The 26002-nt window shown below is 67.4% G+C and carries 28 protein-coding genes and 1 tRNA gene; 13 read left to right on the top strand and 16 right to left on the bottom strand.

Features of this window, described 5'->3' with window-relative positions; translation table 11 throughout:
* Positions 1-70: 70 nt before the first annotated feature.
* Entirely contained in the window at positions 71-370 is a 300-nt protein-coding gene (locus tag AC3WLD_RS02500) for a DUF1761 domain-containing protein (protein ID WP_492555341.1), read from the top strand.
* Position 371: 1 nt separating this feature from the next.
* On the opposite strand, the gene AC3WLD_RS02495 is transcribed toward AC3WLD_RS02500, so the two are convergent.
* From AC3WLD_RS02495 to AC3WLD_RS02485, 3 genes are all read right to left on the bottom strand, one after another.
* Entirely contained in the window at positions 372-1094 is a 723-nt protein-coding gene (locus AC3WLD_RS02495; RefSeq protein WP_492555318.1) for a peptidoglycan DD-metalloendopeptidase family protein, read from the bottom strand.
* Positions 1095-1114: 20 nt separating this feature from the next.
* On the bottom strand, positions 1115-2395 hold the full coding sequence (gene serS / locus AC3WLD_RS02490; protein ID WP_492555317.1) for a serine--tRNA ligase: 1281 nt from the start codon (positions 2393-2395) through the stop codon (positions 1115-1117).
* Between the two features lie 107 nt (positions 2396-2502).
* Positions 2503-2577: transfer RNA gene (locus AC3WLD_RS02485), tRNA-Val, on the bottom strand.
* 69 nt (positions 2578-2646) lie between these two features.
* Between AC3WLD_RS02485 and AC3WLD_RS02480 the strand changes: the two genes are divergently transcribed.
* Positions 2647-2946, top strand: a complete 300-nt coding sequence (locus tag AC3WLD_RS02480) for a DUF3297 family protein (RefSeq protein WP_492555316.1) — start codon at positions 2647-2649, stop codon at positions 2944-2946.
* A gap of 1 nt (position 2947) precedes the next feature.
* On the opposite strand, the gene AC3WLD_RS02475 is transcribed toward AC3WLD_RS02480, so the two are convergent.
* Entirely contained in the window at positions 2948-3145 is a 198-nt protein-coding gene (locus AC3WLD_RS02475; RefSeq protein ID WP_492555315.1) for a hypothetical protein, read from the bottom strand.
* Positions 3146-3260: 115 nt separating this feature from the next.
* Here AC3WLD_RS02475 and AC3WLD_RS02470 point away from each other — a divergent pair, with 115 nt between their 5' ends.
* The 6 genes from AC3WLD_RS02470 (at position 3261) to mmsB (ending at position 8134) form a co-directional block, all read left to right on the top strand.
* The gene (locus AC3WLD_RS02470) at positions 3261-3773 is read left to right on the top strand and encodes a hypothetical protein (protein WP_492555314.1); all 513 of its coding nucleotides are present in this window, start codon (positions 3261-3263) and stop codon (positions 3771-3773) included.
* Positions 3774-3822: 49 nt separating this feature from the next.
* Positions 3823-4086, top strand: a complete 264-nt coding sequence (locus AC3WLD_RS02465) for an I78 family peptidase inhibitor (protein WP_492555313.1) — start codon at positions 3823-3825, stop codon at positions 4084-4086.
* A gap of 74 nt (positions 4087-4160) precedes the next feature.
* Entirely contained in the window at positions 4161-5306 is a 1146-nt protein-coding gene (locus AC3WLD_RS02460; RefSeq protein ID WP_492555312.1) for an acyl-CoA dehydrogenase family protein, read from the top strand.
* Complete coding sequence (locus tag AC3WLD_RS02455) at positions 5303-6352, top strand: enoyl-CoA hydratase/isomerase family protein (protein WP_492555311.1); 1050 nt, start codon at positions 5303-5305, stop codon at positions 6350-6352. The genes AC3WLD_RS02460 and AC3WLD_RS02455 overlap by 4 nt, the downstream gene beginning before the upstream one ends.
* A 17-nt stretch (positions 6353-6369) precedes the next feature.
* Complete coding sequence (locus AC3WLD_RS02450) at positions 6370-7152, top strand: enoyl-CoA hydratase-related protein (RefSeq protein WP_492555310.1); 783 nt, start codon at positions 6370-6372, stop codon at positions 7150-7152.
* Between the two features lie 112 nt (positions 7153-7264).
* Entirely contained in the window at positions 7265-8134 is an 870-nt protein-coding gene (gene mmsB / locus AC3WLD_RS02445) for a 3-hydroxyisobutyrate dehydrogenase (protein WP_492555309.1), read from the top strand.
* Here mmsB and AC3WLD_RS02440 read toward each other — a convergent pair whose 3' ends face one another.
* Positions 8135-9019 (bottom strand): CHAP domain-containing protein, encoded by an 885-nt coding sequence (locus AC3WLD_RS02440; protein ID WP_492555308.1) that lies wholly within the window; start codon positions 9017-9019, stop codon positions 8135-8137. It lies immediately after the preceding gene.
* Between the two features lie 110 nt (positions 9020-9129).
* Between AC3WLD_RS02440 and der the strand changes: the two genes are divergently transcribed.
* Complete coding sequence (gene der, locus AC3WLD_RS02435; protein ID WP_492555307.1) at positions 9130-10512, top strand: ribosome biogenesis GTPase Der; 1383 nt, start codon at positions 9130-9132, stop codon at positions 10510-10512.
* Positions 10513-10623: 111 nt separating this feature from the next.
* On the opposite strand, the gene AC3WLD_RS02430 is transcribed toward der, so the two are convergent.
* A complete protein-coding gene (locus tag AC3WLD_RS02430) occupies positions 10624-11652 on the bottom strand; it encodes a LacI family DNA-binding transcriptional regulator (RefSeq protein WP_492555306.1) in 1029 nt (342 codons plus the stop codon).
* A gap of 84 nt (positions 11653-11736) precedes the next feature.
* Here AC3WLD_RS02430 and AC3WLD_RS02425 point away from each other — a divergent pair, with 84 nt between their 5' ends.
* Positions 11737-12960, top strand: a complete 1224-nt coding sequence (locus AC3WLD_RS02425) for an ArnT family glycosyltransferase (RefSeq protein ID WP_492555305.1) — start codon at positions 11737-11739, stop codon at positions 12958-12960.
* Between the two features lie 53 nt (positions 12961-13013).
* Positions 13014-13973, top strand: a complete 960-nt coding sequence (locus tag AC3WLD_RS02420) for a complex I NDUFA9 subunit family protein (RefSeq protein WP_492555304.1) — start codon at positions 13014-13016, stop codon at positions 13971-13973.
* 114 nt (positions 13974-14087) lie between these two features.
* Here the strand turns inward: AC3WLD_RS02420 and AC3WLD_RS02415 are convergent, their stop codons facing one another.
* The gene (locus AC3WLD_RS02415; RefSeq protein ID WP_492555303.1) at positions 14088-14759 is read right to left on the bottom strand and encodes a glutathione S-transferase family protein; all 672 of its coding nucleotides are present in this window, start codon (positions 14757-14759) and stop codon (positions 14088-14090) included.
* A gap of 140 nt (positions 14760-14899) precedes the next feature.
* On the opposite strand from AC3WLD_RS02415, the gene ku reads away from it, so the two are divergent.
* Positions 14900-15751 (top strand): non-homologous end joining protein Ku, encoded by an 852-nt coding sequence (gene ku, locus AC3WLD_RS02410; protein ID WP_492555302.1) that lies wholly within the window; start codon positions 14900-14902, stop codon positions 15749-15751.
* A 3-nt stretch (positions 15752-15754) separates the two neighbouring features.
* Complete coding sequence (gene ligD, locus AC3WLD_RS02405) at positions 15755-18373, top strand: DNA ligase D (protein WP_492555301.1); 2619 nt, start codon at positions 15755-15757, stop codon at positions 18371-18373.
* A 93-nt stretch (positions 18374-18466) separates the two neighbouring features.
* On the opposite strand, the gene AC3WLD_RS02400 is transcribed toward ligD, so the two are convergent.
* From AC3WLD_RS02400 to fliN, 9 genes are all read right to left on the bottom strand, one after another.
* The gene (locus AC3WLD_RS02400; protein ID WP_492555300.1) at positions 18467-20533 is read right to left on the bottom strand and encodes a TonB-dependent receptor plug domain-containing protein; all 2067 of its coding nucleotides are present in this window, start codon (positions 20531-20533) and stop codon (positions 18467-18469) included.
* 104 nt (positions 20534-20637) lie between these two features.
* A complete protein-coding gene (locus AC3WLD_RS02395) occupies positions 20638-21009 on the bottom strand; it encodes a flagellar export chaperone FliS (RefSeq protein WP_492555299.1) in 372 nt (123 codons plus the stop codon).
* 1 nt (position 21010) lies between these two features.
* Positions 21011-22444 carry a flagellar filament capping protein FliD gene (gene fliD, locus AC3WLD_RS02390; RefSeq protein WP_492555298.1) on the bottom strand — a complete coding sequence of 478 codons (1434 nt, stop codon included), beginning with the start codon at positions 22442-22444 and terminating at the stop codon, positions 21011-21013.
* A 5-nt stretch (positions 22445-22449) separates the two neighbouring features.
* Positions 22450-23616 carry an EscU/YscU/HrcU family type III secretion system export apparatus switch protein gene (locus AC3WLD_RS02385; RefSeq protein WP_492555297.1) on the bottom strand — a complete coding sequence of 389 codons (1167 nt, stop codon included), beginning with the start codon at positions 23614-23616 and terminating at the stop codon, positions 22450-22452.
* Complete coding sequence (gene fliR, locus AC3WLD_RS02380) at positions 23613-24395, bottom strand: flagellar biosynthetic protein FliR (RefSeq protein ID WP_492555296.1); 783 nt, start codon at positions 24393-24395, stop codon at positions 23613-23615. Before fliR ends, AC3WLD_RS02385 begins: the two co-directional genes overlap by 4 nt.
* Positions 24392-24664 (bottom strand): flagellar biosynthetic protein FliQ, encoded by a 273-nt coding sequence (locus tag AC3WLD_RS02375; protein ID WP_492555295.1) that lies wholly within the window; start codon positions 24662-24664, stop codon positions 24392-24394. Before AC3WLD_RS02375 ends, fliR begins: the two co-directional genes overlap by 4 nt.
* The gene (gene fliP / locus AC3WLD_RS02370; protein ID WP_492555294.1) at positions 24664-25443 is read right to left on the bottom strand and encodes a flagellar type III secretion system pore protein FliP; all 780 of its coding nucleotides are present in this window, start codon (positions 25441-25443) and stop codon (positions 24664-24666) included. The genes AC3WLD_RS02375 and fliP overlap by 1 nt, the downstream gene beginning before the upstream one ends.
* Positions 25440-25706: a flagellar biosynthetic protein FliO gene (locus AC3WLD_RS02365; RefSeq protein ID WP_492555293.1), complete on the bottom strand. Its 267-nt coding sequence runs from the start codon at positions 25704-25706 to the stop codon at positions 25440-25442. Before AC3WLD_RS02365 ends, fliP begins: the two co-directional genes overlap by 4 nt.
* Positions 25706-25987 (bottom strand): flagellar motor switch protein FliN, encoded by a 282-nt coding sequence (gene fliN / locus AC3WLD_RS02360; RefSeq protein ID WP_492555292.1) that lies wholly within the window; start codon positions 25985-25987, stop codon positions 25706-25708. The genes AC3WLD_RS02365 and fliN overlap by 1 nt, the downstream gene beginning before the upstream one ends.
* Positions 25988-26002: the final 15 nt, after the last annotated feature.

Genomic DNA, 26002 nt, shown 5'->3' with positions numbered 1-26002 from the left:
TAAACCATCGAAATGAGGGGTCCCTTTTAGACGCCGATCACCCCGCTAACGGGGTCCTTTTTGCACGCCGATCCACAGCCTTGGCGCCCGCACCGCGCCGGCGCGCACGATCGCCCTCACGCTTGGCCTGCTGCTCGTCTCGTCGGCGATGATGGGTCACATGTTCGCGCGGATTGGCGAAGCGACCCTGGCGGTGAAGTGGTGGCTCTATTTCATGCAGAGCGGCGGGCTCGCCATCGCCTTCATCATCCCCTCGCTGTGGATCAGCTACACCCACCAGCGGATCAGCACCCGCCTCGCCCTGATCGATGCAGGCTTCTGGCTCGCCGCTTACCTCGCGATGGGTGCGACCTTCTGGGTGCTGGGATAAGTCAGAGCCGCGGCGGCAGGTAGAGCATCGGATCGCGCGGCACATTGTCGCGGCGCAGCTCGAAGTGCAGGGTCTTGCCCGAACCCACCCCAACCCCGATCCGCTCGCGATAGGTCACCGCGTCGCCTTCCTTGACCGTGACCTGCCCGGTGAAACCATAGGCCGTGGCCCAGCCGTTGCCGTGGTCGACGATCACCAGCTGGCCGAAGCGCGGCTCGCTCCCGGCGAACAGCACGGTCCCGCCGCTGGCCGAGAGAATGCGCTGGCCGGGAAGCAGTGACAGCTCGATCCCGTCATTGGGCTTGCCCGCCGGGGTCAGCATGCCGAACTTGCTGGTCACCGCACCGTCGGTCGGCCAGGCGATGGCCGGCGCATCGTACTCACGGGTGCTCTGGGCGAGGGGGCGCGGGGGCGGCGCAGGTGCTGGCGTCGGCGCGGGGGCGGTGCTGGGCGCCGGAACCGGCCTGGGCGCGGGTTTCGCAGCGAGCGACGGACCCCGGCCCGAGCCCGGCAGCCGCAGCCGTTGGCCCGGATGGATGGTGTATGGCGACGAAAGCCCGTTTTCCGCGGCCAGCGCCTTCATGCTCACGCCGAGCGCCGCTGCGATTTCCGAAAGGCTGTCCCCGCGCTCGACGATATAGATGCGCACCGCGCCCGATGACGCGGGACGGGAGGCCGGCACCGCCGAGCAGGCGGCCAGCAGAATGGCCAGGAGTGTGCTCATCGCGAGGGGCGCGGCGCGCATCAGTCCGCCGGGACGAGGCGCGTGAGCCCGCCCATGTAGGCGACCAGCGCCTCGGGCACCGTGACCGAGCCATCGGCCTCCTGGTAGTTCTCCAGCACCGCGACAAGGGTGCGCCCGACCGCAAGGCCCGAGCCGTTGAGGGTGTGGACGAACTCGGTCCCCTTCTGCCCCTCCGGCCGGTAGCGCGCGTTCATCCGCCGCGCCTGGAAGTCGCCGCAGTTGGAGCACGAGGAGATCTCGCGGTACGCACCCTGCCCCGGCAGCCACACCTCGAGGTCATAGGTCTTCCTTGCGGTAAAGCCCATGTCCCCGGCGCAAAGCAGCATCTTGCGATACGGCAGGGCGAGGGCCTGCAGGATCAATTCGGCGGCCTCCGTCATCCGCTCGTGCTCCGCCTCGGAATCCTCCGGGCGGACGATCGAGACGAGTTCCACCTTCTCGAACTGGTGCTGGCGGATATAGCCGCGCGTGTCGCGCCCCGCCGCGCCCGCTTCGGAGCGGAAGCATGGGGTGAGCGCAGTCATCCGCAGCGGCAGGTCGGCCTCCTTGAGGATCTGCTCGCGCACCGAATTGGTCAGGCTGACCTCGGCGGTGGGGATCAGCCAGCGACCGTCGGTCGTGCGGAAATTGTCTTCGGCGAACTTCGGCAGCTGGCCGGTGCCGAACAGCGATTCGTCCTTCACCAGCAGCGGGGTGGCGCACTCGGTATAGCCGTTCGCCCCCGTCTGGCGGTCGAGCATGAACTGGCCCAGCGCGCGCTGCAGCCGCGCCATCTGTCCGCGCAGGAAGGTGAACCGCGCGCCCGAGATCAGCGCCCCGGTCTCGAAATCGAGACCTAGCGCGGGACCGATGTCGGCATGTTCCCGCGGGCTGAAGGCGAATTCGCGGGGCGTGCCCCACCGCGAAACCTCCACATTGCCGTCCTCGTCCTCGCCTTCCGGCACTTCGGCGGCGGGGCGATTGGGATGGGCGGCGAGCGCTGCGGAAAGCTCCGCGGTGAGCGTGCGCTCCTCGTCCTCTAGCGCCGGCAGTTCCGCCTTGAGCGCCGCGACCTCGGCCTTCAGCGCCTCGGCAGCAGCCTTGTCGCCTTTGCCCATCGCCGCGCCGATCGCCTTCGATGCTTCGTTGCGGCGGGCCTGCGATTCCTGCATCCGCGTCGCCACCTCGCGGCGGCGGCTGTCGAGCGCGAGGATGTCCTGCCCCACGGGCGCAACGCCGCGGCGGGCCATGGCGGCATCGAAAGCGGCGGCGTCTTCGCGGATCAGGCGGATGTCGTGCATGGCGCGGGCTATGCCGCCTCGCATGGCGCGGCGCAAGGCAGTGGCGGCAGGACGTGGGCCCTGCGTTGCGTCTTGACGGAGAATCGTGGGGGCCATCCGGAAGGGGATGGTGGGCGCGACAGGGATTGAACCTGTGACCCCACCCGTGTGAAGGGTGTGCTCTACCGCTGAGCTACGCGCCCGCCTGATAAGGCGAAGCGCGCCCTTAGGCGAAGTTGCGCGGGCTGACAAGCGTGCTAGAGGGCGCTTCCATGACCGACGAGACCACCCCCGCCGCCACCGGCCCCGACCTGCCGCCCGACCGCCTCGCGATCAACCCGCGCAGCCCGCATTTCGATGCCGACCAGCTCCGCCGCGGCGTCGGCATCCGCTTCAAGGGCGTGGTCCGCACCAATGTCGAGGAGTACTGCATCTCGGAAGGCTGGGTCCGGGTCCAGGCCGGCAAGACCATGGACCGCAAGGGCCAGCCGCTGACCCTGAAGCTCAACGGCCCGGTCGAGGCCTGGTTCGAGGATCTCGGCGAGGACGCGCCTGTCGCGAAAGCGGGCTAGGCTAGCGCTTCGGCAAGGGCGGCGCCTCACGCCGCCGGTCCTGCTCGATCGCCTGCTGCTGTGGGGGACCGTAGAGCGGCGTATTGTCCGTGATCGTGCAACTCGAGGACTGCTCGCAGATCCCCAGCGCGATGTCGTTCGGCGTGGTGGCGCACGCACCGAGAAGCACGAGCGGGACGAGGGGAAGCAAGCTCTTCATGACACGCTTGGTGGCATGTAGCGCGCCGAGGGGCAGTGACGGCTTGCACAGCGCTGCGGGAAAGGTTTGGCCGCCGGCTCGTTGATCACAATTGGTGTCAACGATTCTGGAGACCATGATGAAACCCCGTCTGGCGCTGCTCGCCGCAATCGGCCCGCTCGCCCTCGCCGCCTGCTCGGGCGAGCCTGCTGTCGATTCCACCGATGGGCCGGCCGATGCGACTGCCTCCCCCGATCCACTTTCTCCCGACGAGGCAATGCCCGCCGAAGAGCCGACGGTCGAGGCATCCGATATCGCCGAAGCTCTTCCCGGAGCGATCATCCCTGTCGCGCTCCAGGGACGCTGGGGCCTGGTCCCGGCGGACTGCACGACCGCGCGGGGCGATGACAAGGGACTGATGAAGGTCAATGAAAAGACCATCAAGTTCTACGAATCCTTCGCGACGCTCGGTGCCATCAAGGAGACGACGCCGACCCGCCTGCGTGCGACGTTCGCCTATGAGGGCGAAGGCATGGAATGGAGCCGCGATCTCACGATGGATGTCCAGGACAATGGCAAGTCCCTTGTTTTGTGGGAGTACGGCGACGATGCGCCCCCGGGGCCCCGCAAGTACACTCGCTGCGCGTAGGAGCATGGTCATGATTGCACATCGCTCTGCCGCGCTCCTTGGATCGCTGATGGCACTCGCGGCCTGCGCTTCGTCACCGCCCGCAGCCGTGATCGAAGGCAATCCGCAGGACACCTGCCAGGCCCAACCCGGCCAGCGTTTCATCGGCATGGTCGCCAGCCAGGCATTGGGCTCGCAGCTGCTGGCCGCAACAAGCTCCCGCGAGATTCGCTGGGTGCCTCCCGGCACCGTGGTCACAATGGATTACAAGTTCGGCAGGCTGACCGTCGCCTACGACGACGAGATGCGCATTACCTCGGTCGCGTGCTCCTAGGGTGGACGTTCCGGAAAACGCAGGCTACCGGGCGTTCGTGACTTAACCGCGCAATTAAAGGCGGGAAGGGGCAGATGACCGACCAGTTCCAGCTTACCGAGGACCAGCTCGCCATCCAGGACATGGCGAGGAAGTTCACCGCCGACCGGATCACCCCGTTTGCATCGGAGTGGGACGAGAAGTCGCATTACCCGGTCGAAGTATGGAAGGCCGCCGGCGAGCTCGGCTTCGGCGCCATCTATGTCTCCGAGGAAAGCGGCGGGATCGGCCTCGGGCGGCTTGAGGCGGCGCTGATCATGGAAGCCATGGCTTATGGCTGCCCCGCCACCAGCGCGTACATCTCGATCCACAACATGGCGACGTGGATGATCGACAGCTTCGGCTCTGCCGAACTCAAGGCGCGTTACCTGCCCGAGCTCGTCTCGATGGAAAAGATCGCCAGCTACTGCCTGACCGAACCGGGCTCGGGCTCGGACGCGGCGGCGCTGAAGACCAGCGCGCGGCTTGATGGCGATCACTACGTTCTCAACGGTACCAAGCAGTTCATCTCGGGCGCGGGCTATAACGACGTTTATGTCGCGATGGTCCGCACCGGCGATCACAAGTCGAAAGGCATCACCTGCCTGGTGATCGACAAGGACACGCCGGGCCTCTCGTTCGGCGCGCCGGAAAAGAAGCTTGGCTGGAACGCCTCGCCGACCGCTCAGGTCATCTTCGAGGACTGCCGGGTACCGGTCGCGAACCGCGTCGGTGCTGAGGGCGACGGTTTCCGCTTCGCGATGATGGGGCTTGACGGCGGGCGGTTGAACATCGGCGCCTGCTCGCTCGGCGGCGCGCAGCGCTGCCTCGACGAGGCGATCCAGTATACCAAGGACCGTCAGCAGTTCGGCCAGCCGGTGGCCGAATTCCAGAACACCCAGTTCATGCTCGCCGACATGGCGACCGACCTCGAGGCGGCGCGGGCGCTGCTCTATCTGGCCGCGGCAAAGGTTTCAGCCGGAGCACCCGACAAGTCCCGGTTTTCCGCGATGGCCAAGCGCCTTGCGACCGACAGCGGCAGCGAGATCGTCAACCAGGCGCTGCAGCTGTTCGGCGGCTATGGCTATCTCAAGGACTATCCGATCGAGCGGTTCTGGCGCGACCTGCGCGTCCATTCGATTCTCGAAGGGACCAACCAGGTCATGCGGATGATCGTCGGACGGGACCTGCTGCGCCAGTGACCGAGGATGTCCTGATCCGCACCGAGGGACACGCCGGCTTTCTTTCGCTGAACCGGCCCAAGGCGATCCACGCGCTCAACATCGATATGGTCGATGCCATGACCGCTGCCCTGCTCGAGTGGCGCGAGAGCGAGGAACCGGGCGTCGTGATCATCGACCATTCGGAGGGGCGCGGCTTCTGCGCCGGCGGCGATATCGCCTTCCTGCGCAATTCCGCGCTGAACGACGGCGGCGTTTCGGGCCGCAAGTTCTTCCACGACGAATACCAGCTCAACCATCTGATCTTCAACTACGGCAAGCCGGTCGTCGCGTTCATGGACGGGATCACCATGGGCGGCGGCGTCGGGATCAGCCAGCCCGCCAAGTTCCGAGTTGCCACGGAGAACACCCGCTACGCGATGCCCGAAAGCGGCATCGGCCTGTTCCCCGACGTCGGCGGCGGCTGGTACCTGTCTCGGCTCAAGGGCCGGATCGGGCAATACCTGGCGCTGACCGGCGCGCGGCTCGACGGGGCGGAGTGCCTGTGGGCCGGCCTCGCCACGCATTATCTGCCGGCTGAGGCACTGCCCGAGGCGAAGCGGCGGATCGCGGTCGAGCCGGCGCACGTCGCCGATATCCTGGCCGATCTGTCGGTCGCACCGCCCGAGGCAAAAATCGCCGCTTATGCGGCGGACATCGAACGCCTGTTTGCCTCCGACCGGCTGGAGGACATCCTTGGCGCGCTCGAAGCCGATGGTTCGGATTGGGCACGCCAGGAACTGTCCACGCTGCGCACCAAGAGCCCGCAGACGTGCAAGGTCGCGCTGCGCCAGCTCGCCGAAAGCCACGGGATGATGAGCTTTGCCGACAACATGGCGATGGAATACCGCATCGCCAGCCGCGTCCTGACCCGCCCGGATTTCGCCGAGGGCGTGCGCGCGGTGATCGTCGACAAGGACAACGCGCCCCAGTGGAACCCGGCAAGTGCGCCTGAGGTGTCGGACGCGCTCATCGACAGTATTTTCGCTCCCTTGCCCGAAGGCGAGGAATGGCAGCCGCTCATCTGATCCTGGGGAAAACCGCCATGGCTTACGAAAACATTCTCGTCGAACAGCGCGGCGCAGTCACGCTGGTCACGCTCAACCGCCCGCAGGCGCTCAACGCGCTCAACTCGGCCGTACTCGAAGAGTTGATCGCCGCCTTCGCCGCGTTCGAGGCCGATCCCGGCCAGCGCTGTGCGGTCCTGACGGGCGCGGGCGAGAAGGCCTTTGCGGCCGGCGCGGACATCAAGGAGATGGCCGACAAGCCCGCCGCCGGCTTCTACTCTGAAGACTTCTTCAGCCGCTGGACCAGCCACCTCGTCAAGACCACCCGCAAGCCGTGGATCGCCGCGGTCAACGGCTTCGCGCTCGGCGGCGGGTGCGAGCTGGCGATGATGGCCGATTTCATCATCGCGTCCGAAAACGCGCGCTTTGGCCAGCCCGAGATCAAGCTCGGCGTCGCTCCCGGCATGGGCGGCTCGCAGCGCCTGACAAAGGCCATCGGCAAGGCCAAGGCCATGGAAATGTGCCTGACCGGACGGATGATGGGAGCCGAGGAAGCCGAGCGGTCGGGCCTCGTCGCGCGCGTCGTGCCACTGGCCTCGCTGCTCGAGGAAGCCATCAAGACTGCGACCGAGATCGCCGCGATGCCGCCGCTCGCCGCGATCGCCAACAAGGAAATGGTCAACGCCGCGTTCGAGACCACGCTCGAGCAGGGGCTGCTGATGGAGCGCCGGATCTTCCAGGTCCTGACCGCCACCGAGGACAAGGCTGAGGGGATGGCCGCGTTCATCGAGAAGCGCGCCGGGGTGTGGAAGGGCAAGTGAAACGGATCCCTTCCCGCTTGCGGGAGGGGTTAGGGGTGGGCCTGTTCCCACGCAATCTCGGGAGGAAACAGGCCCACCCCCGGCCCCTCCCGCAAGCGGGATGGGAGTACACATGAAAATCGCCTTCATCGGCCTCGGCAACATGGGCGGCGGGATGGCCGCGAACGTGGTCAAGGCGGGGCACGAGGTTCACGCCTTCGACCTTGCCGAGGACGCGCTGGCCCGCGCCCGGGACAACGGCTGCGCGACCTACACCTCGGTCAAGGAAGCGGTGCAGGGCGCGGAGGCGGTGGTTTCCATGCTGCCCAACGGGAAGATCGTGAAGGCGGTCTATTCCGCCGACGTCATCGGCCAAGCGCCTTCCTCTGCGCTGCTGCTCGACTGCTCGACTATCGACGTCGCGACGGCCCGCGAAGTTGCTTCGCTGGCGGCCGATGCAGGCTACGCGATGGTCGATGCGCCGGTTTCCGGCGGGATCGCAGCGGCCAATGGCGGCACCCTGACCTTCATGGTCGGCGGCAGCGACGCAGCGTTCGCCCGTGCCGAGCCGATCCTCTCGGCGATGGGCAAGGCGGTGATCCATGCCGGCGAGAGCGGCGCCGGGCAGGCCGCCAAGATCTGCAACAACATGATCCTCGGCGCGACGATGGTCGCGACCTGCGAGGCGTTTGCGCTGGCGGAAAAGCTCGGGCTCGACCTCCAGACCTTCTACGACATTTCGAGCAAGGCCTCGGGCCAGTCGTGGTCGATGACCTCGTACTGCCCGGTCCCCGGCGTCGGCCCGCAGAGCCCAGCCGACAACGGCTACCAGGGCGGGTTCGCCTCGGCGCTGATGCTCAAGGATCTCAAGCTGGCGCTCGAAGCGGCGAACTCGGTCGGCGCGAAGGTGCCGATGGGGGCGCGGGCGGAGGAGCTCTACGAAGCCTTTGCCGAAGCCGGCCACGGCGGGCTCGACTTCGGGGCGATCATCAAGACGCTGTGATCAGCGCGATCGGGCGGCAATGATCCGCCCGATCGGGTCGTCCGAGCGGGCCGGCGCGGCGTTCCGCGGCGGGGCTGAAGTCTTGGGCTTTGCTTTCGCCGGAGCGGCCGCCGGGCGCGGCGTAGGCGCAGCAGCCGCCAGCGTGCGGGTTGCCGGGGCGGCGCGCACCGGCACCTCGGGGCGGATACCCTTGAGGAAATCGTTCCCGATCCGTGAGGGTGCGGCGCTGGCGGTGCGCACCGGGGCGGGCGCTGCACGCGGTGCGGGCTGCGTGGCAACCCGCGCCGGAGCCGCCGAAGCGACCACTACGGTCGCCTTGCCCGGCACCGCCGGCCTTCCCTTCCCCGGCTTGACCTTCTCGGGATAGATGAAGCCGTTCAGCGGCCAGTGGGTCGTGCCCAGCCCCTGCAGCGGCGCGAACCACACCCTGACCTCGCTCCAGTCGTTGTTCGGCGAAACATCCACCGCGCGGACGTTGTCCTCGATCTGCCCGCGCCTGCCATCAATCAGCGACCAGTTTGCGTGACGCAGGAGGACGGTGCGCGAATCGATCACCCGGCTGACCGCGGCGACATGGCCGAGCCGCATGTTGCCATAAGGGCGGAAGCTCATCACCGCGCCGACTTTGGGCCGCGTGCCCTTGGCATAGAGCCCGTCGGCCTGATCCCACCAGGTCCACGCGTCGCCATAGATCTGTATGCCGCTGACCTGGCGGGCATAGGGCACGCACTGGAGATAGGGCAGGTCGCTCGCCGGCGCGTTGTCATCGTCGCCGCGCACGTCCTCGCGAACCGCGTCGATGTCGGCGGACCGGGCGAACACCGGGCTCCCCGAGGCGGCGGATAGCAGGGCTGCGAAAGCCAGCGAGGCAATGCGGAGCGTCACGCCATGCACCCTGCGACGGCATGGTTAAATATTCGTCAATCCAGGCTGCGCTTGGCCCCAAAACCCCGCGCGGCTTGCGTTTCGGGCCCAGAAGGGCCACGGGGCGAACGATGCTTCCCCAGGTCATCATCATTGGTCGTCCCAACGTCGGCAAGTCGACGCTGTTCAACCGGCTCGTCGGCAAGAAGCTGGCGCTGGTCGACGACCAGCCCGGCGTGACCCGCGACCGCCGGTTCGGCGAGGCCAGCCTGCTCGGGCTCGAGTTCCAGATTGTCGACACCGCCGGGTGGGAAGACGAAGACGCGCAGAGCCTGCCGGGCCGCATGCGCAAGCAGACGGAGGCCTCGCTCGAAGGGGCGGACGTCGCACTCTTCGTAATCGATGCCCGCGCCGGCGTGACCCCTCTCGACGAAGAGATCGCCCGCTATCTGCGCACCAGCACGGTGCCCGTGGTGCTCATGGCAAACAAGGCCGAAGGACGGGCCGGCGACAGCGGCCTCTACGATGCCTTCGCACTGGGCTTCGGCGAGCCGATCGCATTTTCGGCCGAGCACGGACAGGGGCTGGGCGATCTGTTCGAGGCGCTCCAGCCGCACATCGAGCGTGAAGACGACGACGATGAGCCGATCGAGCAGGACGACGCCGACTGGGAATTCGATCCCAAGGCCGTGCTCAAGCTGGCCATTGTCGGGCGCCCCAACGCGGGCAAGTCGACGCTGATCAATCGCATGCTCGGCGAAGACCGCCTCCTGACCGGGCCCGAGGCAGGGATCACCCGCGATTCGATTGCCGTCGACTGGTCGTGGACCGATCCCAAGACCGGCGAGGAACGCCCGGTCCGCCTGATCGACACCGCGGGCATGCGCAAGAAGGCGCAGGTCATCGAAAAGCTAGAAAAGCTCTCGGTCGCCGATGCGCGCCGGGCGATCGACTTTGCCGAAGTCGTCGTGCTGCTGCTCGACGCGACCCGCGGGCTCGAACACCAGGACCTCAAGATCGCCTCGATGGTGTTGGAAGAAGGCCGCGCCCTCATCATCGCGATCAACAAGTGGGACGTGGCGGAAGACGCATCCGCGCTGTTCAACGGCGTGCGGGCGGCGCTCGACGAAGGGCTGGCGCAGGTTCGCGGGGTCCCGCTGATGAGCGTGTCCGCGCGGACCGGCAAGGGCCTCGACCAGTTGCTGACCACCGCGTTCTCGATTCGCGAGGCGTGGTCGAAGCGTGTTCCGACCGCGGCGCTCAACCGCTGGTTCGACGATGCTCTTTCCGCCAACCCGCCGCCCGCGCCCGGTGGCAAGCGGATCAAGCTGCGGTACATCACCCAGGCCAAGACCCGCCCGCCGGGCTTCGTCCTGTTCGGCACCCGGCTCGACCAGTTGCCGGAAAGCTACCGCCGCTATCTCATCAACGGCATCCGCCGCGAACTGGGGTTCGAGGCGGTACCGGTGCGGCTGACCCTGCGCAGCCCGAAAAACCCGTTCGCGAAGAGCTAGGCCAGCTTACGTCCATCATGGCGAGCGGCGGTGCCGCGGCAATCCAGCGTCGCCGTCGGTACTTGGATTGCGTCGCTGCGCTCGCAATGACGATGGTTTGGCGGGAGTCCTTCACCCCCGCCGCGCGGTGCTGCCCCTGACCAGCAGGCGGACCGGCACCCGGCGGCTCTCGCTGTGCTTGCCCTCGATCGCCATGAGCAGGTTTTCGACCAGCATCTTTCCGGCAAGGTCGAAGTCGGGCTCGATCGAGGTCAGCGGCGGCGAGACATAAGCACCCTGTCGCAGCGCGTCGAAGCCGACGACGCCGACATCACCCGGTACCGCGATGCCGCGATCCTGGAGCTCCGCCATCGCACCCAGCGCGATCAGGTCGGACACCGCGAAAAGCGCGTCGAACCCCTCGCCCTCCTCGAGCAGTCGCGCCACCGCATGGCGGCCCTGCTCTTCGCGCGGGATGCCATCCTCGATCGGCGCAAGCCGCGGCTCGAGACCGGCCTCGCGCATCACCGTGGCATAGCCTTCCCACCGCTCGGCAAACTGCTTCTGCGGCGAATCCAGTGAGGCGAGGCAGGCGATGCGCCGATAACCCTGGTCGATCAGGTGCCGGGTGGCGACCATCCCGCCCTGCTGGTTGTCGGACCGGATCCATTCGAGATCGTCGAACGGACTTCCCCAGCAGACCCAGGTGATATGCTCGTCCTGCGCCCGGAAATAGTCCCACGCGGCGCGGTTGTCGGTCGTGCCGATGACAATAAGGCCATCGGCCTTCCGCTGGTCCTGGTAGTGGGCGAAGAGTTGCTCACGGCTCGACTGGAAGGAAACCAGCACTTCGTACCGCCGGGCCGATGCCGCCGCACAGATCGAACCTAGCAGCGAGTAATGGAAGGGATTGACGTCCTTCTTGTCCTCTTCCTCGCGGGTCACGACGACAACCGCCAGCGTATTGGTGCGGCCGGTGCGCAGGCGGATCGCGTTCTCGTTGCCGAAATATTCGAGGCTGCGCGCGGCTTCGGTCACCCGCAGCCGCGTCGCTTCGCTGATGCTGGGGTCGCCGGAAAGCGCGCGCGAGACCGTGGACTGGCTGACGCCTGCCAGCGCCGCCACGTCGAACGATGTTACGCGCACCTTGCGGGTGCTCATTGTGCGATTGCTCCCCGTCTGCCGGCCTGACTAGTGGCCCCATGCGCGCTTGCGGGCAAGGGGCAAGCGGTGCAATTCCGCGTCATGGTGGCGGATCGGGACAAATCTTTCGTTCGGGGGCTCGCAGGCGTCGCGGCTGCTGCGCTGCTGCTGCGGCTGTGCTTGCGCATTGCCACGGGCGCGGACGGGTACTGGGAGAATGGCTACACGTTGACCTGGCTGGCGGCGCAGGAGCTTGCGGCCGGTCGGGGCTATGCCATGCCGGGCACGGGCCTGACCGCCTACCGCGTGCCGCTTTATCCGATGTTCCTCGCCCTCGTCACCGGCGGGCGCGACTGGCCATGGGCGGTCATTGCCGCCCAGGCGCTGGTGTCGACCGGTACGGTGATCCTCGCCGGGATGATTGCCCGCGAGCTGTTCGGCCACCGCGCCGGACTTGTCGCGGCATCGATCTGTGCCCTCTGGCCGTACTATGCCTGGCACGACACCGCGCTGCAGGAGACGGGCCTGTTCACGTTTCTCGGGGCGGCTGCCACGCTGGCCATGCTCAGGGCGCGGGCGACAGGGTGGCGAGGGGCGGCAGGCGCGGGGGCGCTGCTGGGGCTGGCCTTGCTATGCCGTTCGACCATCGCGCCGTTTGCGCCGTTCGCGCTCGCTTGGCTGTTGTGGTGGGCTGGCAGAAAGGCTGCAGTTCTTGGCGCGATTGCTTTCGCGGCAATTCTCGCACCATGGCTGGCGTGGTCGGTGCACGTCACGGGCGAGGCAGGGCTCGGCACCGAGTTCGGCGCGGCAGTCTATTCCGGCAACCACGCAGAGACCTTCAGCCGCTATCCGGTGCGGTCCATCGATGAAAGCCGTGCCCGGGCGTTTGCCGCGATGAGCCCCGCCGACGAAGCCGAGGTTGCCGCGCTGGGCGAGGATTCGCCCGCCGCCAGCCGCTGGTTTGCTGCGCGCGGAATTGAGTGGATCAAGTCTCATCCGGGCGAGTTTGCATGGAACTTCGTGCGCAAGAACTGGGCGGCATTCGGGCCTTGGCCGTCGCCGCGCCACGGGATGCTCGCCGATCTCGCCTATGCCGCGACATGGCTGCCGCTCCTGCTGGCGGGCCTCGCCGGGTTCTGGCTCGAGCGACGAAACTGGCGGCGGGACCTCGTCATCACAGCCCAGTTCGCGTGCTTCGTCGTGATTTCAGGCGTTCTGTGGGCCCAGACCAGCCACCGCGCCCCGCTCGACGTTCTGCTGATGGTCTTCGCGGCCAGAGCGCTGGTACCGCTCGCGGCCAAGCTGCGGTTGCCCTTGCCGGGGTGAATGTGCCAAGGGCGCGGGCGAACAATCCCATGCAAGGCAGGGCAGGAATCACCATGGCTCAGGGCAAGTACGGCGCACTGGCGGGCAAGCTGGTCACGCTGGTCGGCGGATCGGGCTTTTTCGGCACCCACGTCGCGCAGGAGCTGCTGGCGAGCGGAGCCCGGCTGCGCGTAGTCAGCCGCCATCCGGAGAAGGCGTGGCGCCTGAAGCCGCTGGCGCCGCTAGGCGGCATCCAGTTCCTGCCCGGTGACGTGCGCAAGCCGCAGACCATTGCCGCGGTGCTGGCCGGGAGCGATGCGGTGGTGAACCTCGTCGGCGCATTCGCCGGGGATCTCGATTCGCTCCAGGGCGAAGGCGCAGGCCGGATCGCGGCCGCGGCCAAGGCTGCGGGGGCCACTGCGTTCGTCCATGTCTCGGCGCTGGGCGCGGATGCGGCCTCGCCGATCCCGTACAATCGCACCAAGGCCGAAGGCGAAGCCGCCGTCCTCGCCGCGTTTCCTTCGGCCACGATCCTGCGCCCTTCGGTTCTGTTCGGGCCCGACGACAAGTTCGTGAACATGTTTGCGGGGCTCATTTCAGCGTTCCCCGCGCTGCCGGTGTTCGGCCCCGACGCCAAGCTCCAGCCGCTGTTCGTGGACGACGCGGCCGAGGCGGTGGCGGCGGCGCTCGCCAACCCGGCCCAGCATGGCGGCAAGCGTTATGACCTCGCCGGTCCCGAACAGATCTCGATGATGGAGCTGAACCGTCGCATTGCCGCGGCCGAAGGCCGCTCCCCGCTGCTGATCGCCCTGCCCGATGCGGTATCCGGCGCGTTCGCGGCGCTGACCGGCTGGCTCCCCGGCGCACCGCTGAGCCGCGACCAGTGGGCGCTCTTGAAGGACGGCAACGTTCTGACCGGCAAGGATGGGCTGATGGAGCTGGGCATCGCGCCGCGACCGCTGAGCCTGTTCCTCGATCGCTGGCTCACGCGCTATCGCAAGCACGGGCGGTTCGGCGTGAAGGTGCGGGCCTGAGCTTACCCGCGCGTCCCCGCGAAGGCGGGGACCTCCCTCGTATTACGGTCCGCCAGATTGCATGAGGTGCCCGCGTTCGCGGGGACGCGACAGCTTGCCGATTGGACGGCAGTCCTACCAGTTCGGGTCGCTGTAGTGCGATGGCGGATGGATGACGTCCATCCGTTCGGACAGCAGCGGCCTGAAGCTCGGGCGGCTCTTGAAGACCGCGTACCAGCCCTTGGTCTGCTCGTGGCCGGACCAGTCGATCCCGCCAAGATAATCCGCGACCGAGATCTGCGCCGCGGCGGCAAGGTCGGCCAGGCTCATCGTCGCGCCGGCCAGCCAGGGGCGGTGGTCGATCAGCCAGTCCATGTAATAGAGATGCTCGTGCGCCAGCTTCATCGCCTCGCGCAGCAGCCGTGAATCGGGCGGCTGGCGGGTGATCAGGCGCTTCATCATCCGCTCCTGCAGCAGCGGCGCGGTGACGTCGTTGAAGTAGTTTTCGTCAAACAGCGCGACCAGCCGGCGGATTTCCGCGCGGTTCGCCGCGGTACCGTTGATCATCGGCGAGCGCTCGACCGTTTCCTCGAAATATTCGCAGATTGCCCGGCTGTCGACGAGGGTCAGGCCGCGCTCGTTGTTGCGGATGACGGGGGTGCGCGCCATCGCGTTCATGTTGGTGAACTCCTCGCGCCGCTCCCACGGGTTCTCGCGCCACAATTCATAGCCGACGCCCTTCTCGCTCAGCAGCAGGCGGACCTTGCGGCTGAACGGGCAAAGGGGAAACTGGAAGAGCTGCCACATGATTCGTCCCCCTTGCCGCAGCGCCGGGCCGAGTGCCAACCCCGTGCGAGTTCCCTCAACGCAGATTCCGGTGGAAGGTTCGCGGGAACCGCCATGCTCGTGAGGATTCTCCTCAACGACGGCAAGGAGGATCACGGCAGATGGCAGCACGCGCCTATTGGCAGGGACAGATCCGGCTGGCGCTGGTCTCGATCCCCGTGGAGATCTATCCCGCGACGCGTTCCGGTGCGGCGATCTCGTTCCGCCAGATCCACGAGCCCAGCGGCAAGCCGATCAATTACGAAAAGGTCGTACCCGGCATCGGTCCGGTCGATCGCGACGAGATCATCAAGGGCTTCGAGGTGTCGAAGGGCAATTATGTCCTGCTCGGCGACGACGAGATCGAGGCGGTGAAGATCGAGAGTCGCAAGACGCTGGATCTCGTGCAATTCGTCAATGCCGACGAGGTGGACGTGTTCTACTTCGAAAAGCCCTATTACGTCGTCCCGGCCGACGACCTCGCCGAGGAAGCCTATATCGTGCTGCGCGAGGCGCTGCGGAAGGTGAAGAAGGTCGCGCTCGGCCAGCTTTCGGTACGCGGGCGCGAGCAGCTGGTCAGCCTCAAGCCGTGCGGCCGTGGGATCGTCATGGAGACGCTGCGCTATGCCGACGAGGTCAAGAAGGCGCAGGGCTATTTCGGCGACATCGGCAACGCCAAGCCCGAACCCGAACTGCTCGACCTCGCTACAACGCTGATCGACAAGAAGACCGCGCCATTCCACCCCGAGGAGTTCCACGACCGCTACATCGATGCGCTGCACAAGCTGATCGAGAAGAAGTCGAAAGCCAAGGGCCGGAAGATTCTCGAGGATGTCGACGAGCCCAAGAGTGGCCGCGGCGCCAACGTGATCGACCTGATGGCTGCGCTGAAGAAGTCGGTGGGCGGAGACACCGCCAAGGCACCGGCCCGAAAGGCACCCGCCAAGAAAGCGCCGGCGCGCAAGCGAGCCTGAGCCATGGCGCGGTCCGATCCCCTCGCCGCGTATAACGCCAAGCGTAATTTCAAACGCACGGCCGAACCGTCCGGCAAGCTCGCCAGCAGCGGCGGGGGCAACCGCTTTATCGTCCAGAAGCACGATGCCACGCGGCTCCATTACGACTTCCGCATCGAGGTCGATGGCGTGCTGAAATCGTGGGCGGTGACCAGGGGGCCGAGCCCCGACCCCGACGACAAGCGCCTCGCCGTCCGCACCGAGGACCATCCGCTCGCCTATGCCGAGTTCGAGGGGACCATTCCCAAGGGCGAGTACGGCGGGGGCACGGTCATGCTGTGGGACCGCGGCATCTGGGCACCGATCGAGGGCAAGAGCGCCGAGGACCTGGACGAGGGCCATCTCCATTTCATGCTCGAAGGCGAGCGGATGAAGGGCGAATGGCTGCTCATACGCCTGCGCCCGCGCGGCAACGAAAAACGCGAGAACTGGCTGCTGCGCAAAATCCAGGACGAGTACGCCGAGGAAGGCGATGCCTTGGTCGAGCGCGAGTTGACCAGCATACTCACCGGCCGCAGCATGGCGGAAATCGCGGGTGACGAGGGCGGCGAGCAATCGCTGGCGGGCGTGAAGGGCAAGGACTTTGCCAGGGTCATGGCCAAGGCGGCGCGGCATAATGCGGACGTGGCCGGAAGCGCTGCATCCTCAACCAAAGCCGATGCTCCCCCGCGCATGCGGAGTTCCAGTGCGGTAAGCACTGCGCGATCTGGGTCCCCGCCGTCGCGGGGACGCACCAGTAAGAAGAGAGCAGTTGGAGGTGTACTTCCCGCCTTCCGCGCCCCCCAGCTCGCGACGCTGGTGGACGCCGTTCCCGCCGGCAATTCGTGGATCCACGAGATCAAGTTCGACGGCTACCGCGCGCTGATCGCGGTCAGCGGGTCCGACGTCCGCGTCTACACCCGCAACGGGCTCGACTGGACCGACAAGTTTGCGCCTCTCGCCGCCGCGGTGGCGGACCTGGACCTGCCGCCAAGCCTGATCGACGGGGAGATCGTCGCGTTCGATGCGGCGGGCAATCCGGACTTCTCCAGTCTGCAGAAAGTACTCAAGCGCGGTCACGGGTCGCAGACCGACCGCACCCCGCTGTCGTTCTTCGCTTTCGACCTGCTGGAAGTCGACGGCGAGGACCTCACCGGCCTTCCCCAGATCGAACGCAAGGAACGGCTCGAAGCCCTGCTTGCCACCGCGGCACCGCCGATTCACGTCTCGCAGCACGTCATCGGCGCGGGCGAGAGACTGTACAAGGCGATGTGCGCGGCAGGACAGGAAGGGATCATCGCCAAGCGGATCGACGCACCCTATTCGGGCCGGCGGAGCAAGGCCTGGGTCAAGGTCAAGTGCACCCGGCGGCAGGAATTCGTGGTGATCGGCTGGAAGAAATCGTCCGCGCGCGGCCGTCCGTTCTCGTCGCTGCTGCTCGCCCAGAACGAGGACGGCAAGCTGGTCTACAAGGGCAATGTCGGCACCGGCTTCGACGGCGAGGCGATGGCCGACCTGTCCGCCCGGTTCGCCAAGCTGGTGATCGAAGGGCCGGCGGCGGAGGTCCCCCGCGAGGCCCGACGCGGCGTCACATGGCTCAAGCCCGCGCTTGTCGGCGAGGTCGCCTTCGCCGAATTCACCGCCGAGGGGTCTGTTCGCCACGGCTCGTGGCTCGGCCTGCGGGGCGACAAGGATGCGGAGGACGTCGTGCCGGAAAGAGCGCAAGCAGCCCCTGAAGCGGAAGAACCCGTCGCGATCTCGAACCGTGACCGGGTGATCTTTCCGGAAAGCGGCGAGACCAAGGGTATGCTCGCGGACTGGTACCAGGCCATCGCGCCGCTGATGCTCCCCTTCGCCGCCGCCCGTCCGGTCAGCCTAGTACGCTGCCCGCAGGGGCGCGCCAGGAAATGCTTCTTCCAGAAGCACGACGCCGGGACATTCGGCCCGCATGTCCACCACGTCCCGATCGTCGAAAAGGACGGCCAGGCCGAGGACTACATCTACCTCGACGACGCGCAGGGACTTCTGGCCTGTGTCCAGATGGGGACGATAGAGTTCCACGGCTGGGGCAGCCGCGTCGCCGACGTCGAAGCGCCCGACCGCATGGTGTTCGATCTCGACCCCGACGAAGGGCTGGACTTCGCGGCGGTCAAATCGGCTGCGAAGGACCTCCACGACCGCCTGGCCGACATCGGCCTCGTCAGCTTCGCGATGCTGTCGGGCGGCAAGGGCGTCCACGTGGTGGTGCCGCTCGAGACCGGCCATTCGTGGGACGAGCACAAGGACTTCGCGCGCCGCTTTTCTGAGGCGCTGGCGCTGGCCGAGCCGGACCGCTTCGTCGCGACGATGAGCAAGGCCAAGCGCAAGGGCAGGATCTTCATCGACTGGCTGCGCAACCAGCGCGGCGCGACGGCGGTGATGCCCTACTCCGCTCGCGCCCGCGCCGGCGCGCCGGTCGCCGCGCCGATCGCGTGGGGCGAACTGGATAGGTTCGAGGACGCACACCCGTGGTCGCTCCGCGATGGCGATGCCCTGCTGCGCCGGGCCAAGAGCAAGGCGCTGGCCGGGTGGGGCTTTGCGGCGCAGCGGCTGCCGGCGTTGTAGCGCGCTGGATTGCCGCAGGCCTGCGGCCCTCGCAATGACAACGCGCCTATCCACCTCGCCATTGCGAGCGAAGCGAAGCAATCCAGCGAGGTTCTAGAAAGACCCCTTGACCTCGAACCTGAAGATCGGCCCGATCAGCCGGTTGCGGTCCTCGATGAAGGCGATCGGCGCGGTGTCGCGGCGACCGGCATAAACGGTGCGGTAGAACTTGTTGCGGGCGTTCACGATGTTCGCCACCTCGGCGCGCACGGTCAGGCCGAACACGTCCTTGTTCTCGACGAACAAGCCGGCGAAGATCGGCCCCTCGCTGCCGAGCGCGACCTCGTTCAGGCGGTATTCCTCGCGGACGTGGGTGTAACCGATGTCGCCGCCCCAGGCCCATGACGAGCCGGGGATGTCGTGGCGCAGGCTCGCCTCGTACTGGCGATCGAAGATGCCGCCGAACGGAATGCTTTGCCCGGTCAAAGGATCGGGCAGGCGCGAAAACTGGAACAGCAGGTGGATATCGAGCTTCGCGCCCTTCCAGCCGAGCGGGTCGAGCTGGAGGGTGGTGTTGTTCTCGATGATCCGCAGGTGCGCCTTGGGCACGTTGCCGATGGATTCGCCGTCGGTGCCAATCGGAATGACCGTGACGTAGTCCTCGATCTCGCGCGCGGTCAGCGCCAGCTTCGTCGACCCCCACTTGCCGAAGCTCTTGTTGGCCTCAAGCTCCAGCGACCAGTCCTGCTGCGGCTTGAGGTCGGCATTGCCGCTGTTCTGGTTGCCGGTGTCGAAGAACTGCTTCGCGAGGAAATCATAGAACGAGAGCTGGCCGACCGTCCGCTTCAGCTTCAGCGACAGGTCGAAGTCCTTCTGCGGCTTCCACGCGAGCGAGGCCGAGCCCTTCGGCCGGAAGAAGCTGCGGGTCAGCCCGTTCGCGCCGGTCTGAGACAGCGTGGACTTCTCCGCGCCTGCAATCAGCTGCAGCGAAAGTTTGGGCGACAGCGGCCGGCTGAAGCTGAGCGAGCCATCATAGCGGTCTTCCTTCACCCCGCCGGTGGCCGCCGGGAACGGGGTTTCGACGAACACGTCGTCGCTGCCGAGCGTGCCCAGCGCAGCGACATTGTCGAGCCGGTTGAAGGCCGCTTCGCCGGCCAGCTGCCAGTCGCCGCCGAGCATCTTCCACGAATACTCGCCGCGCGCGATGTCTTCACGGACCTCGCCGACCTGGCGGAACAGGTCGCCTGTGGAGGGCCTGCCGTCGTCATAGACGGTGATCACGGTCTGGCGGTACGGCTCGTGGCTCTTGCGGTCGAGCCCGATCAGCTTGAGCCGCCCGGGGCCGAGCGCGAACTCGTAGTCGCCGCTCAGCTCATAGTTCCAGGTGTCCCCGCCGTCTTTGAAGTAACGGGTGCGGTTGAAGCCCGTCACGCTTTCGCGGCGGCTCGATTCGGTCGCGGTCTCGTATGTGCGCTGGTAGACCACCCCCAGATTGGCGACCGAGCTGCCGGGGCCGTCGATGCCGATCTTGGCGGTAACCTTGGGCTGCTCACCCTTGTAGCGGAAGATATCGACGCGCCGCTCGAGCAGGGTGCCGCTGCCATCAGTGATCCGCGACCCGCCGCCCGCCGCACCGCGCCCGGAGTCCTTGTTCGACAGGCTGAGCGTGTAATCGACGCCCTTGGCCTTGCCCGAGATCGAGACTTCGGCCTTCGTCCACAGCGGCGCAGCATAGTGCGCGCGGAACCGCGGGCTCCAGTAGAACTGGCCCGAGAAGTTGTCGGTCTTCGCCACCACATTGGCAACAAGGCCGGTGAGTCCCGGCACATCGAGCGTCGCCGCATCGACCAGTTCGATCCGCTCGACGTTGCTTGCCGGGATCCGGGCGAGCTGGGTCGCGATGTCGTCGGACTTGGAGGTCAGCCGCTTGGAATTGACCAGCACATTGCCGTCGGCCTGGCCCAGCCCGCGGTTCTGCTCGGTCTGGCGGATGGTGAAGCCGGGCAGCTGCTGGATCATGTCGAGCGCGTTCTTCGGCGCAAAGCGGGCAAAGTCCGCTGCAGTGAAGACGCGCTTGTCGGTTTGCACGGGCGACGCCTCGATCCGCGCCTCGTCTGCGCGTGCGGTGGTCGCCGCGATTGCCAAGGCGATCGCCGATGCTGCTGTCAGGCCCCTTCTCATTGGTTTCCATTGCGACGAACCCGGTACTGGTGCGCGGCGGGTTCGACCAATGACATGCGTGGACCGACCGGCGCGTTCGTGGGACCGGATCGCCGGCTGGTCGATCAGCCGCGGCGCATCGCCTCGCGAATCTCGCTGAAATCGCTGCAGATCGCCCGCAGCGCCGCCTCGTCGAAGCGCACAGCGCAGTCGAGAACCGTTCGGCGCGCCGCGGCGTAAAGCTGCAGCAGGGCCGTGCCCGTCGGTACCGAACCATCCACGCCCATCTGCAACGCGGTGAGCGCGGCGACGGCCCGGGTCAGCGCCGCGCTCTTCATCCGGTTGTCACCGCGCGCCTCCGCGAAGATCGCCCGGTCGAGCGAGCCGGTGAGCTGCTCGAAGCACAGCTCGACCAGCTGACGCGGGTCGGCGCCGCTGACGCGGGCGTCGAAATCGACGCGGCGATAGGCTTCGGACGGGTCGCGCGCGCTCAGCATCTCAGTTCCCTTGCGCGTTCCACGCGTCGATCTGGTTCTGGAGGAACGACAAGGTCGATTTCGATGTGCCGACCCGGCTGTCGGTCGCCGCAAAGCGGGTCAGCAGGCTCTGGCGCAACGCTTCCTGTTTCTCGGTCAGCTTGGCGATGTCCTCGCCGACCGTCTTTTTCAGCCCCGAATAGCGGTTGACCGACCCGGTCAGCGTGCCCGGGTCGGAGGCGCGGGTGACCGTGCGCGACAGCTTGTCGATCGTCGCATAGGCGCCGAACAGGCCGGTGGTGAACATCGCCGCGGCTCCGGCCGGGCTCCGCTTCAACGTCGCGGAGAGACGCGTGTTGTCGACGAGAAACGTCCCGTCGCGCTGCGTCGCGAGGCCCAGGTCGGCGAGGGTCCGCGGTTCGTCGCCGCTCGCGTTCGGCATTACGACGGTCCCGGCCAGCTTCGCCAGCTCGCGCCGCAGCATTCGCGCTCCGGGATCGGCAGAAAGGTCGCCGCCCTGGTTCACATCCTCGTTCAGTTCATTGACGATCTCGTTGAGCGCGGCGGCGAGATCGGACATCGCGCTGGAAATGGCCGGCGACGGGTCACTGAAGCCGATGCGCGTCGGCGCGCCGGTGTTCGTGCCGGCGAGCTTGAGCGAAAGGCCCGGCGCAACATTGGCGAGGGTGTTGGAAGGACTGGTCGCGGCCAGCCCGTCCAGCTTGTAGGCGGCGTCCCCCGCGCTCGCCAGCTTGCGCGATGCGGCCCCGGTGAGCGGCTCCCAAGCCAGCGCCGCGAGGCCCTCCTCGCCGGGGGTTTCGGCGGCTTCGAGGACAAACCCGTTGGCCGCCCCTTCCTGGCCCTTCAGCACCAGCTTCGCGCCTTCGCTGGTCTGCGCGACATAGGCGGAGACACCTGCACCCGCGGCGTTGATCGCTCCGGCGACCTGCGTGAGGGTCGAGCCGCTCGGAATGGTCACGGTGACCGCGGCGTGGGCAGGGTCTTCGGCGAACGCGCCTGCCGAAACGGTCCCGAACCGCAAGGTCAGGCTGCCGGCACCGACCGCCGCGATCGAACTGGCGAAACCCGTGCTGGCCAGCGTCTGCGCAGAGGCGAGCGCGGTGACCTCCAGTGAATAGCCGCCGCCGACCGGCGTGCCCACGCCGGCGCTGGCAGTCGCAACGGCCGGGTTGGCGAGCGTAGGGATCGCCGCGAGATCGCCGGTCCGCACGCGGTCGCCCAAGGCGGAGGCCAGCCCCAGAATCTTCGACTTCAGGGATGCCGCTGCGGAAATCTGCCGGTCGAGCGTCTCGCTTCGCGTCTGGAGACGGGTTGTCCGCCCTTCGAAGCTGGCGGCGGCGAGGTTCGTGGCAAGCGCGGACATGTCGATCCCGCTGCCGCCGCCCAGCGCCGTGACAATCGAGGAGCCTGCTGTCGAGGAGGTGGTTGTCGGCATACTGTTCAGGACGACCGCCGGACGGACGGGTTAAGGCGGTCTTGCGGTATCTCCAGGCGTCCTTCGGCATCGAAGCGCAAGGCCACCGGAACCTCGACCGGAGGCGGCGAAACCGCGTCGCCGCGCTTCAGCGACAGGACGAAGGCGAGCACCCCGGCTACTGCGGCATAGAGTTCCTCTCGGATCACCTGCCGCTCGCGGGTGCTGTAATAGACCGAGCGCGCGAGCGCCGGGTATTCGAGCACCGGGATCTCGTGCTCGGCGGCCAGCTCGCGCATCGCCAGCGCCTTTTCGCCCCGGCCCTTGGCGAGGACGATCGGGGCTGGCGCCTTCGCCGGGTCATAAGCCAGCGCGACCGCGAAGTGGGTCGGGTTGGTGATGACGAACTGCGCCTCGCGCACGGCCCGGGCCACGCCGCCCATCGCGATCTGGCGCTGGCGCTGGCGGATTGCCGCGCGCTTTTCAGGGCTGCCTTCGGCTTCCTTGCTTTCGTCACGCAGCTCCTGATGGCTCATTTTCAGCCGCAGCAACCGCCTGATGAACTGGACCGGGAAATCGACCAGCGCGATCACCGCCAGAGCGGCGCCGAGCACGAACATCAGCCCGATCAGCGCGTCCCACGCCGCCGCGGCCTGCGGGCGGACTTCCGCCATCGCGAGGGCGAGCAGCGCCGGCACGTGACCGCGCGCCCACAGCCACGCAATCGGCAGGAGCAGGGCAAGCTTGAGCAGGCCCTTGGAGAGCTCGATCCACCCGTTTGCCCCGAACACCCGCTTGAGCCCCTGCAGCGGATCGAGCCGCGAACCCTTGGGCGCGAGGTTGCCGGGAAGCCACCGCCCCTCGCCGACCGCCAGCTGCGAGAGCAGCCCCGCCATCATGGCAACTCCGCCCAGCACGAGCAGCGGCGGCAGCACCGCCATGATCGCCCCCAGCAGCAGCGGACCCGGGGAGAATCCGTCTACCGCCGCGCGGTCGAAGGCGAAGCCGGCGCGCATCGTCCCGGCCACTTCGTCCAGCAGCCACGGCCCCGCGAACTTGAGCATGGCCGCGCCGACCAGCACGCCAACCGCGGTGCCGAGGTCGCGCGAGCGAAGGACGTCGCCCTTCTGCGCCGCATCGCGGCGGCGCTTTTCGGTTGGCGCGAAGCTCTTCTCGCCCGAATCCTCGCTCACGGCGCCAGGACCTGCGCGGTCAGCGCGATCCCCTCGGCCGAAAGCTGGGTGAGGCGATCGGTCATGAGCGGGGCGGACAGGATCAGCGCGGCGATCCCGGCGAGCACGCCCGCCGGCAGGCCGAGCGCGAAGAGGTTGAGCGCCGGGGCCGACCGGCTCAGCACCCCGGTCACGACCTGTACCACCAGCAGGACCATCGTCACCGGAAGCGCGATGGCTACGGCGGTGGCAAACAGCGCGCCGCCGAACCCGGCGAGCTGCTCCATCCGCGCGCCGGAGAACCAGGCCGAGCCCGGCGGAAACGCCTCATAGCTGCGCATGACCAGCGCGATGAACTGGAGGTGCCCCCCGGTGCCGAGGAAGATCACGATCAGAAACACGGTGAAGTACTGCCCCAGCGCCGGGCTGTGCGCGCCGCTAGCCGGGTCGGCGGTGGTGGCGATGGCCATGCCCATCGACCCGCCGATGGTTTCCGCCGCGACGATCGGTGCGGCAAAGGCAAGCTGGAGGACGAAGCCGAGCGACAGCCCGATCGCCACCTCGCCGAGCACCGCCAAAAGCCCGTCCAGCGAGAGCAGCGCGGGCGGCGCAGCCACCGGCAGCCAATTGACCGCCAGCACGGCGAGCGCGCCCGAGACCGCGACACGCAGTTGCATCGGCACCGCAACCGCTCCGAACAGCGGTGCGGCCAGCAGCGCCGCGCCGATCCGGGTCATGGCGAACACCAGCAGCCACAGACTATGCTCGACCGCCCCGAACCCGAACTGGATGCCGATCACCGCGCCACCGTCGCCGCCTGGGCCATGATCTCGCGCAGGAAATCGGCGACCAGCGTCATCATCGAGGCGCCGAACAGGACCAGCACCAGCGCGGTGACGGCGAGCTTGGGAATGAAGGTCAGCGTCTGCTCGTTGACCGAGGTCGCCGCCTGGATCACCCCGACGACAAGACCCACGGCAAGGCTGGCGAGCAGCACCGGCGCGGCGACCAGTGCGGTCACCCACAGCATCCGGTCGGCGAGAGCGAGCAGGGAGGCGGTGTCGTCCATCACCCGAAACTCGCCGCCAGGCTGCCCATGAGCAGCGCCCAGCCGTCGACCAGCACGAACAACAGCAGCTTGAACGGCAGCGAGATCACCGTCGGGCTCATCATCATCATACCAAGGCTCATCAGGACCGACGACACAACGAGGTCGATCACCAGGAACGGCAGGAACAGCATGAAGCCGATCTGGAACGCGGTCTTCAGCTCGCTGGTGACGAAGGCAGGCAGCAGGATCGAGAAGGGGACGTCGCTGGCCTGCGCGAACTGGCCCGCCTTCGCCATGTCGGCGAACATCGCGAGGTCACTCTCGCGAGTCTGGCGGATCATGAACGCGTGGAAATCGCCCGCCGCCGCACCGATCGCCTGCTCGGCGTTGAGCGTGCCGGCGGCATAGGGTTTCACCGCATGGGCGTTCACCGCGTCGAGGGTCGGGGCCATCACGAACAGCGAAAGGAACAGCGACAGCCCGATCAGGACCTGGTTCGGCGGCGACTGCTGCAGGCCGATCGCCTGGCGCAGGATCGACAGGACGACGAGGATCCGGGTGAAGCTGGTCATCATCAGGATCAGCCCTGGCAGGATGGTCAGCAGGCCCATCAGCAGGAGGAGCTGGAGCGACAGGCTCATCGCCCCGTCGCTGCGGCCCGCAACCTCGCCGAACAGGCGGTCGAGCGCGCCGGGCTGGGCGGCGGCGGGCACCGCGGCCGCGACCGCGTCCTGTGCATGGGCCAGGGCGGGGAACGCCAGCGCCAGTACCGAACAAAGGGCGAGGGCGCGCTTCACTTCGCCTCTTCCCGCGCCGGGGCCTCGGCCAGCCGGACCAGGCCCGAACGCGAGGCCGAGACGAGAATTTCCCGCCCCCCGAACTCGAGCACCGCCAGCCGCAGCGTCGGCGACAGCATCTGCGTTTCGACGACCCGCACCCGGCGCGGAGCGTGGTTGGCCTCCTGCCGCAGCTGCAGCTTGCGCATCAGCTTGAGACTGCCCCACGCCAGCGCGCCGATCAGCGGGAGCAGAACCAGCAGTTTGAGGATATACCAGGCCATCAGGCGTCCTCCGCCGGGGCCGGGGCGGACCGCGAGGTGCCCGCCAGCTCGACGATGCGCAGCCCGAAGCGGTCGCCTTGCGCCACGACCTCGCCTTTGGCGATGAGCTTGCCGTTGACCATCACGTCGAGCAACTCGTCAGTCAGGCGGTCGAGCGTGATGACACTGTCCTCGCCCAGCGCAAGAACGTCTTTCAGGGTCATTTCGGTGCGGCCAAGCTCCACCGAAAGGCGGACGCCGACATCCTTGAGGAGATCGAAACTGCGGCTGTGAAAGGTCATCGGGATCTCCGGAAG

The sequence above is a fragment of the Novosphingobium sp. FW305-C-111 genome, assembly GCF_058783565.1.
This window is presented reverse-complemented; position numbering and strand designations above follow the sequence as displayed.

Coding starts and splice junctions, on each gene's coding strand:
- AC3WLD_RS02430 (WP_492555306.1), bottom strand. CDS start 11,652: ATGAGCACCCGCAAGGTGCGCGTAACATCGTTCGACGTGGCGGCGCTG.
- AC3WLD_RS02365 (WP_492555293.1), bottom strand. CDS start 25,706: ATGGCCTGGTATATCCTCAAACTGCTGGTTCTGCTCCCGCTGATCGGC.
- mmsB (WP_492555309.1), top strand. CDS start 7,265: ATGAAAATCGCCTTCATCGGCCTCGGCAACATGGGCGGCGGGATGGCC.
- serS (WP_492555317.1), bottom strand. CDS start 2,395: ATGCACGACATCCGCCTGATCCGCGAAGACGCCGCCGCTTTCGATGCC.
- AC3WLD_RS02475 (WP_492555315.1), bottom strand. CDS start 3,145: ATGAAGAGCTTGCTTCCCCTCGTCCCGCTCGTGCTTCTCGGTGCGTGC.
- ligD (WP_492555301.1), top strand. CDS start 15,755: ATGGCGCGGTCCGATCCCCTCGCCGCGTATAACGCCAAGCGTAATTTC.
- AC3WLD_RS02425 (WP_492555305.1), top strand. CDS start 11,737: ATGGTGGCGGATCGGGACAAATCTTTCGTTCGGGGGCTCGCAGGCGTC.
- AC3WLD_RS02415 (WP_492555303.1), bottom strand. CDS start 14,759: ATGTGGCAGCTCTTCCAGTTTCCCCTTTGCCCGTTCAGCCGCAAGGTC.
- AC3WLD_RS02400 (WP_492555300.1), bottom strand. CDS start 20,533: ATGAGAAGGGGCCTGACAGCAGCATCGGCGATCGCCTTGGCAATCGCG.
- AC3WLD_RS02450 (WP_492555310.1), top strand. CDS start 6,370: ATGGCTTACGAAAACATTCTCGTCGAACAGCGCGGCGCAGTCACGCTG.
- ku (WP_492555302.1), top strand. CDS start 14,900: ATGGCAGCACGCGCCTATTGGCAGGGACAGATCCGGCTGGCGCTGGTC.
- AC3WLD_RS02465 (WP_492555313.1), top strand. CDS start 3,823: ATGGCACTCGCGGCCTGCGCTTCGTCACCGCCCGCAGCCGTGATCGAA.
- AC3WLD_RS02375 (WP_492555295.1), bottom strand. CDS start 24,664: ATGGACGACACCGCCTCCCTGCTCGCTCTCGCCGACCGGATGCTGTGG.
- fliN (WP_492555292.1), bottom strand. CDS start 25,987: ATGACCTTTCACAGCCGCAGTTTCGATCTCCTCAAGGATGTCGGCGTC.
- AC3WLD_RS02480 (WP_492555316.1), top strand. CDS start 2,647: ATGACCGACGAGACCACCCCCGCCGCCACCGGCCCCGACCTGCCGCCC.
- AC3WLD_RS02395 (WP_492555299.1), bottom strand. CDS start 21,009: ATGCTGAGCGCGCGCGACCCGTCCGAAGCCTATCGCCGCGTCGATTTC.
- AC3WLD_RS02470 (WP_492555314.1), top strand. CDS start 3,261: ATGATGAAACCCCGTCTGGCGCTGCTCGCCGCAATCGGCCCGCTCGCC.
- AC3WLD_RS02420 (WP_492555304.1), top strand. CDS start 13,014: ATGGCTCAGGGCAAGTACGGCGCACTGGCGGGCAAGCTGGTCACGCTG.
- fliD (WP_492555298.1), bottom strand. CDS start 22,444: ATGCCGACAACCACCTCCTCGACAGCAGGCTCCTCGATTGTCACGGCG.
- AC3WLD_RS02495 (WP_492555318.1), bottom strand. CDS start 1,094: ATGAGCACACTCCTGGCCATTCTGCTGGCCGCCTGCTCGGCGGTGCCG.
- der (WP_492555307.1), top strand. CDS start 9,130: ATGCTTCCCCAGGTCATCATCATTGGTCGTCCCAACGTCGGCAAGTCG.
- AC3WLD_RS02460 (WP_492555312.1), top strand. CDS start 4,161: ATGACCGACCAGTTCCAGCTTACCGAGGACCAGCTCGCCATCCAGGAC.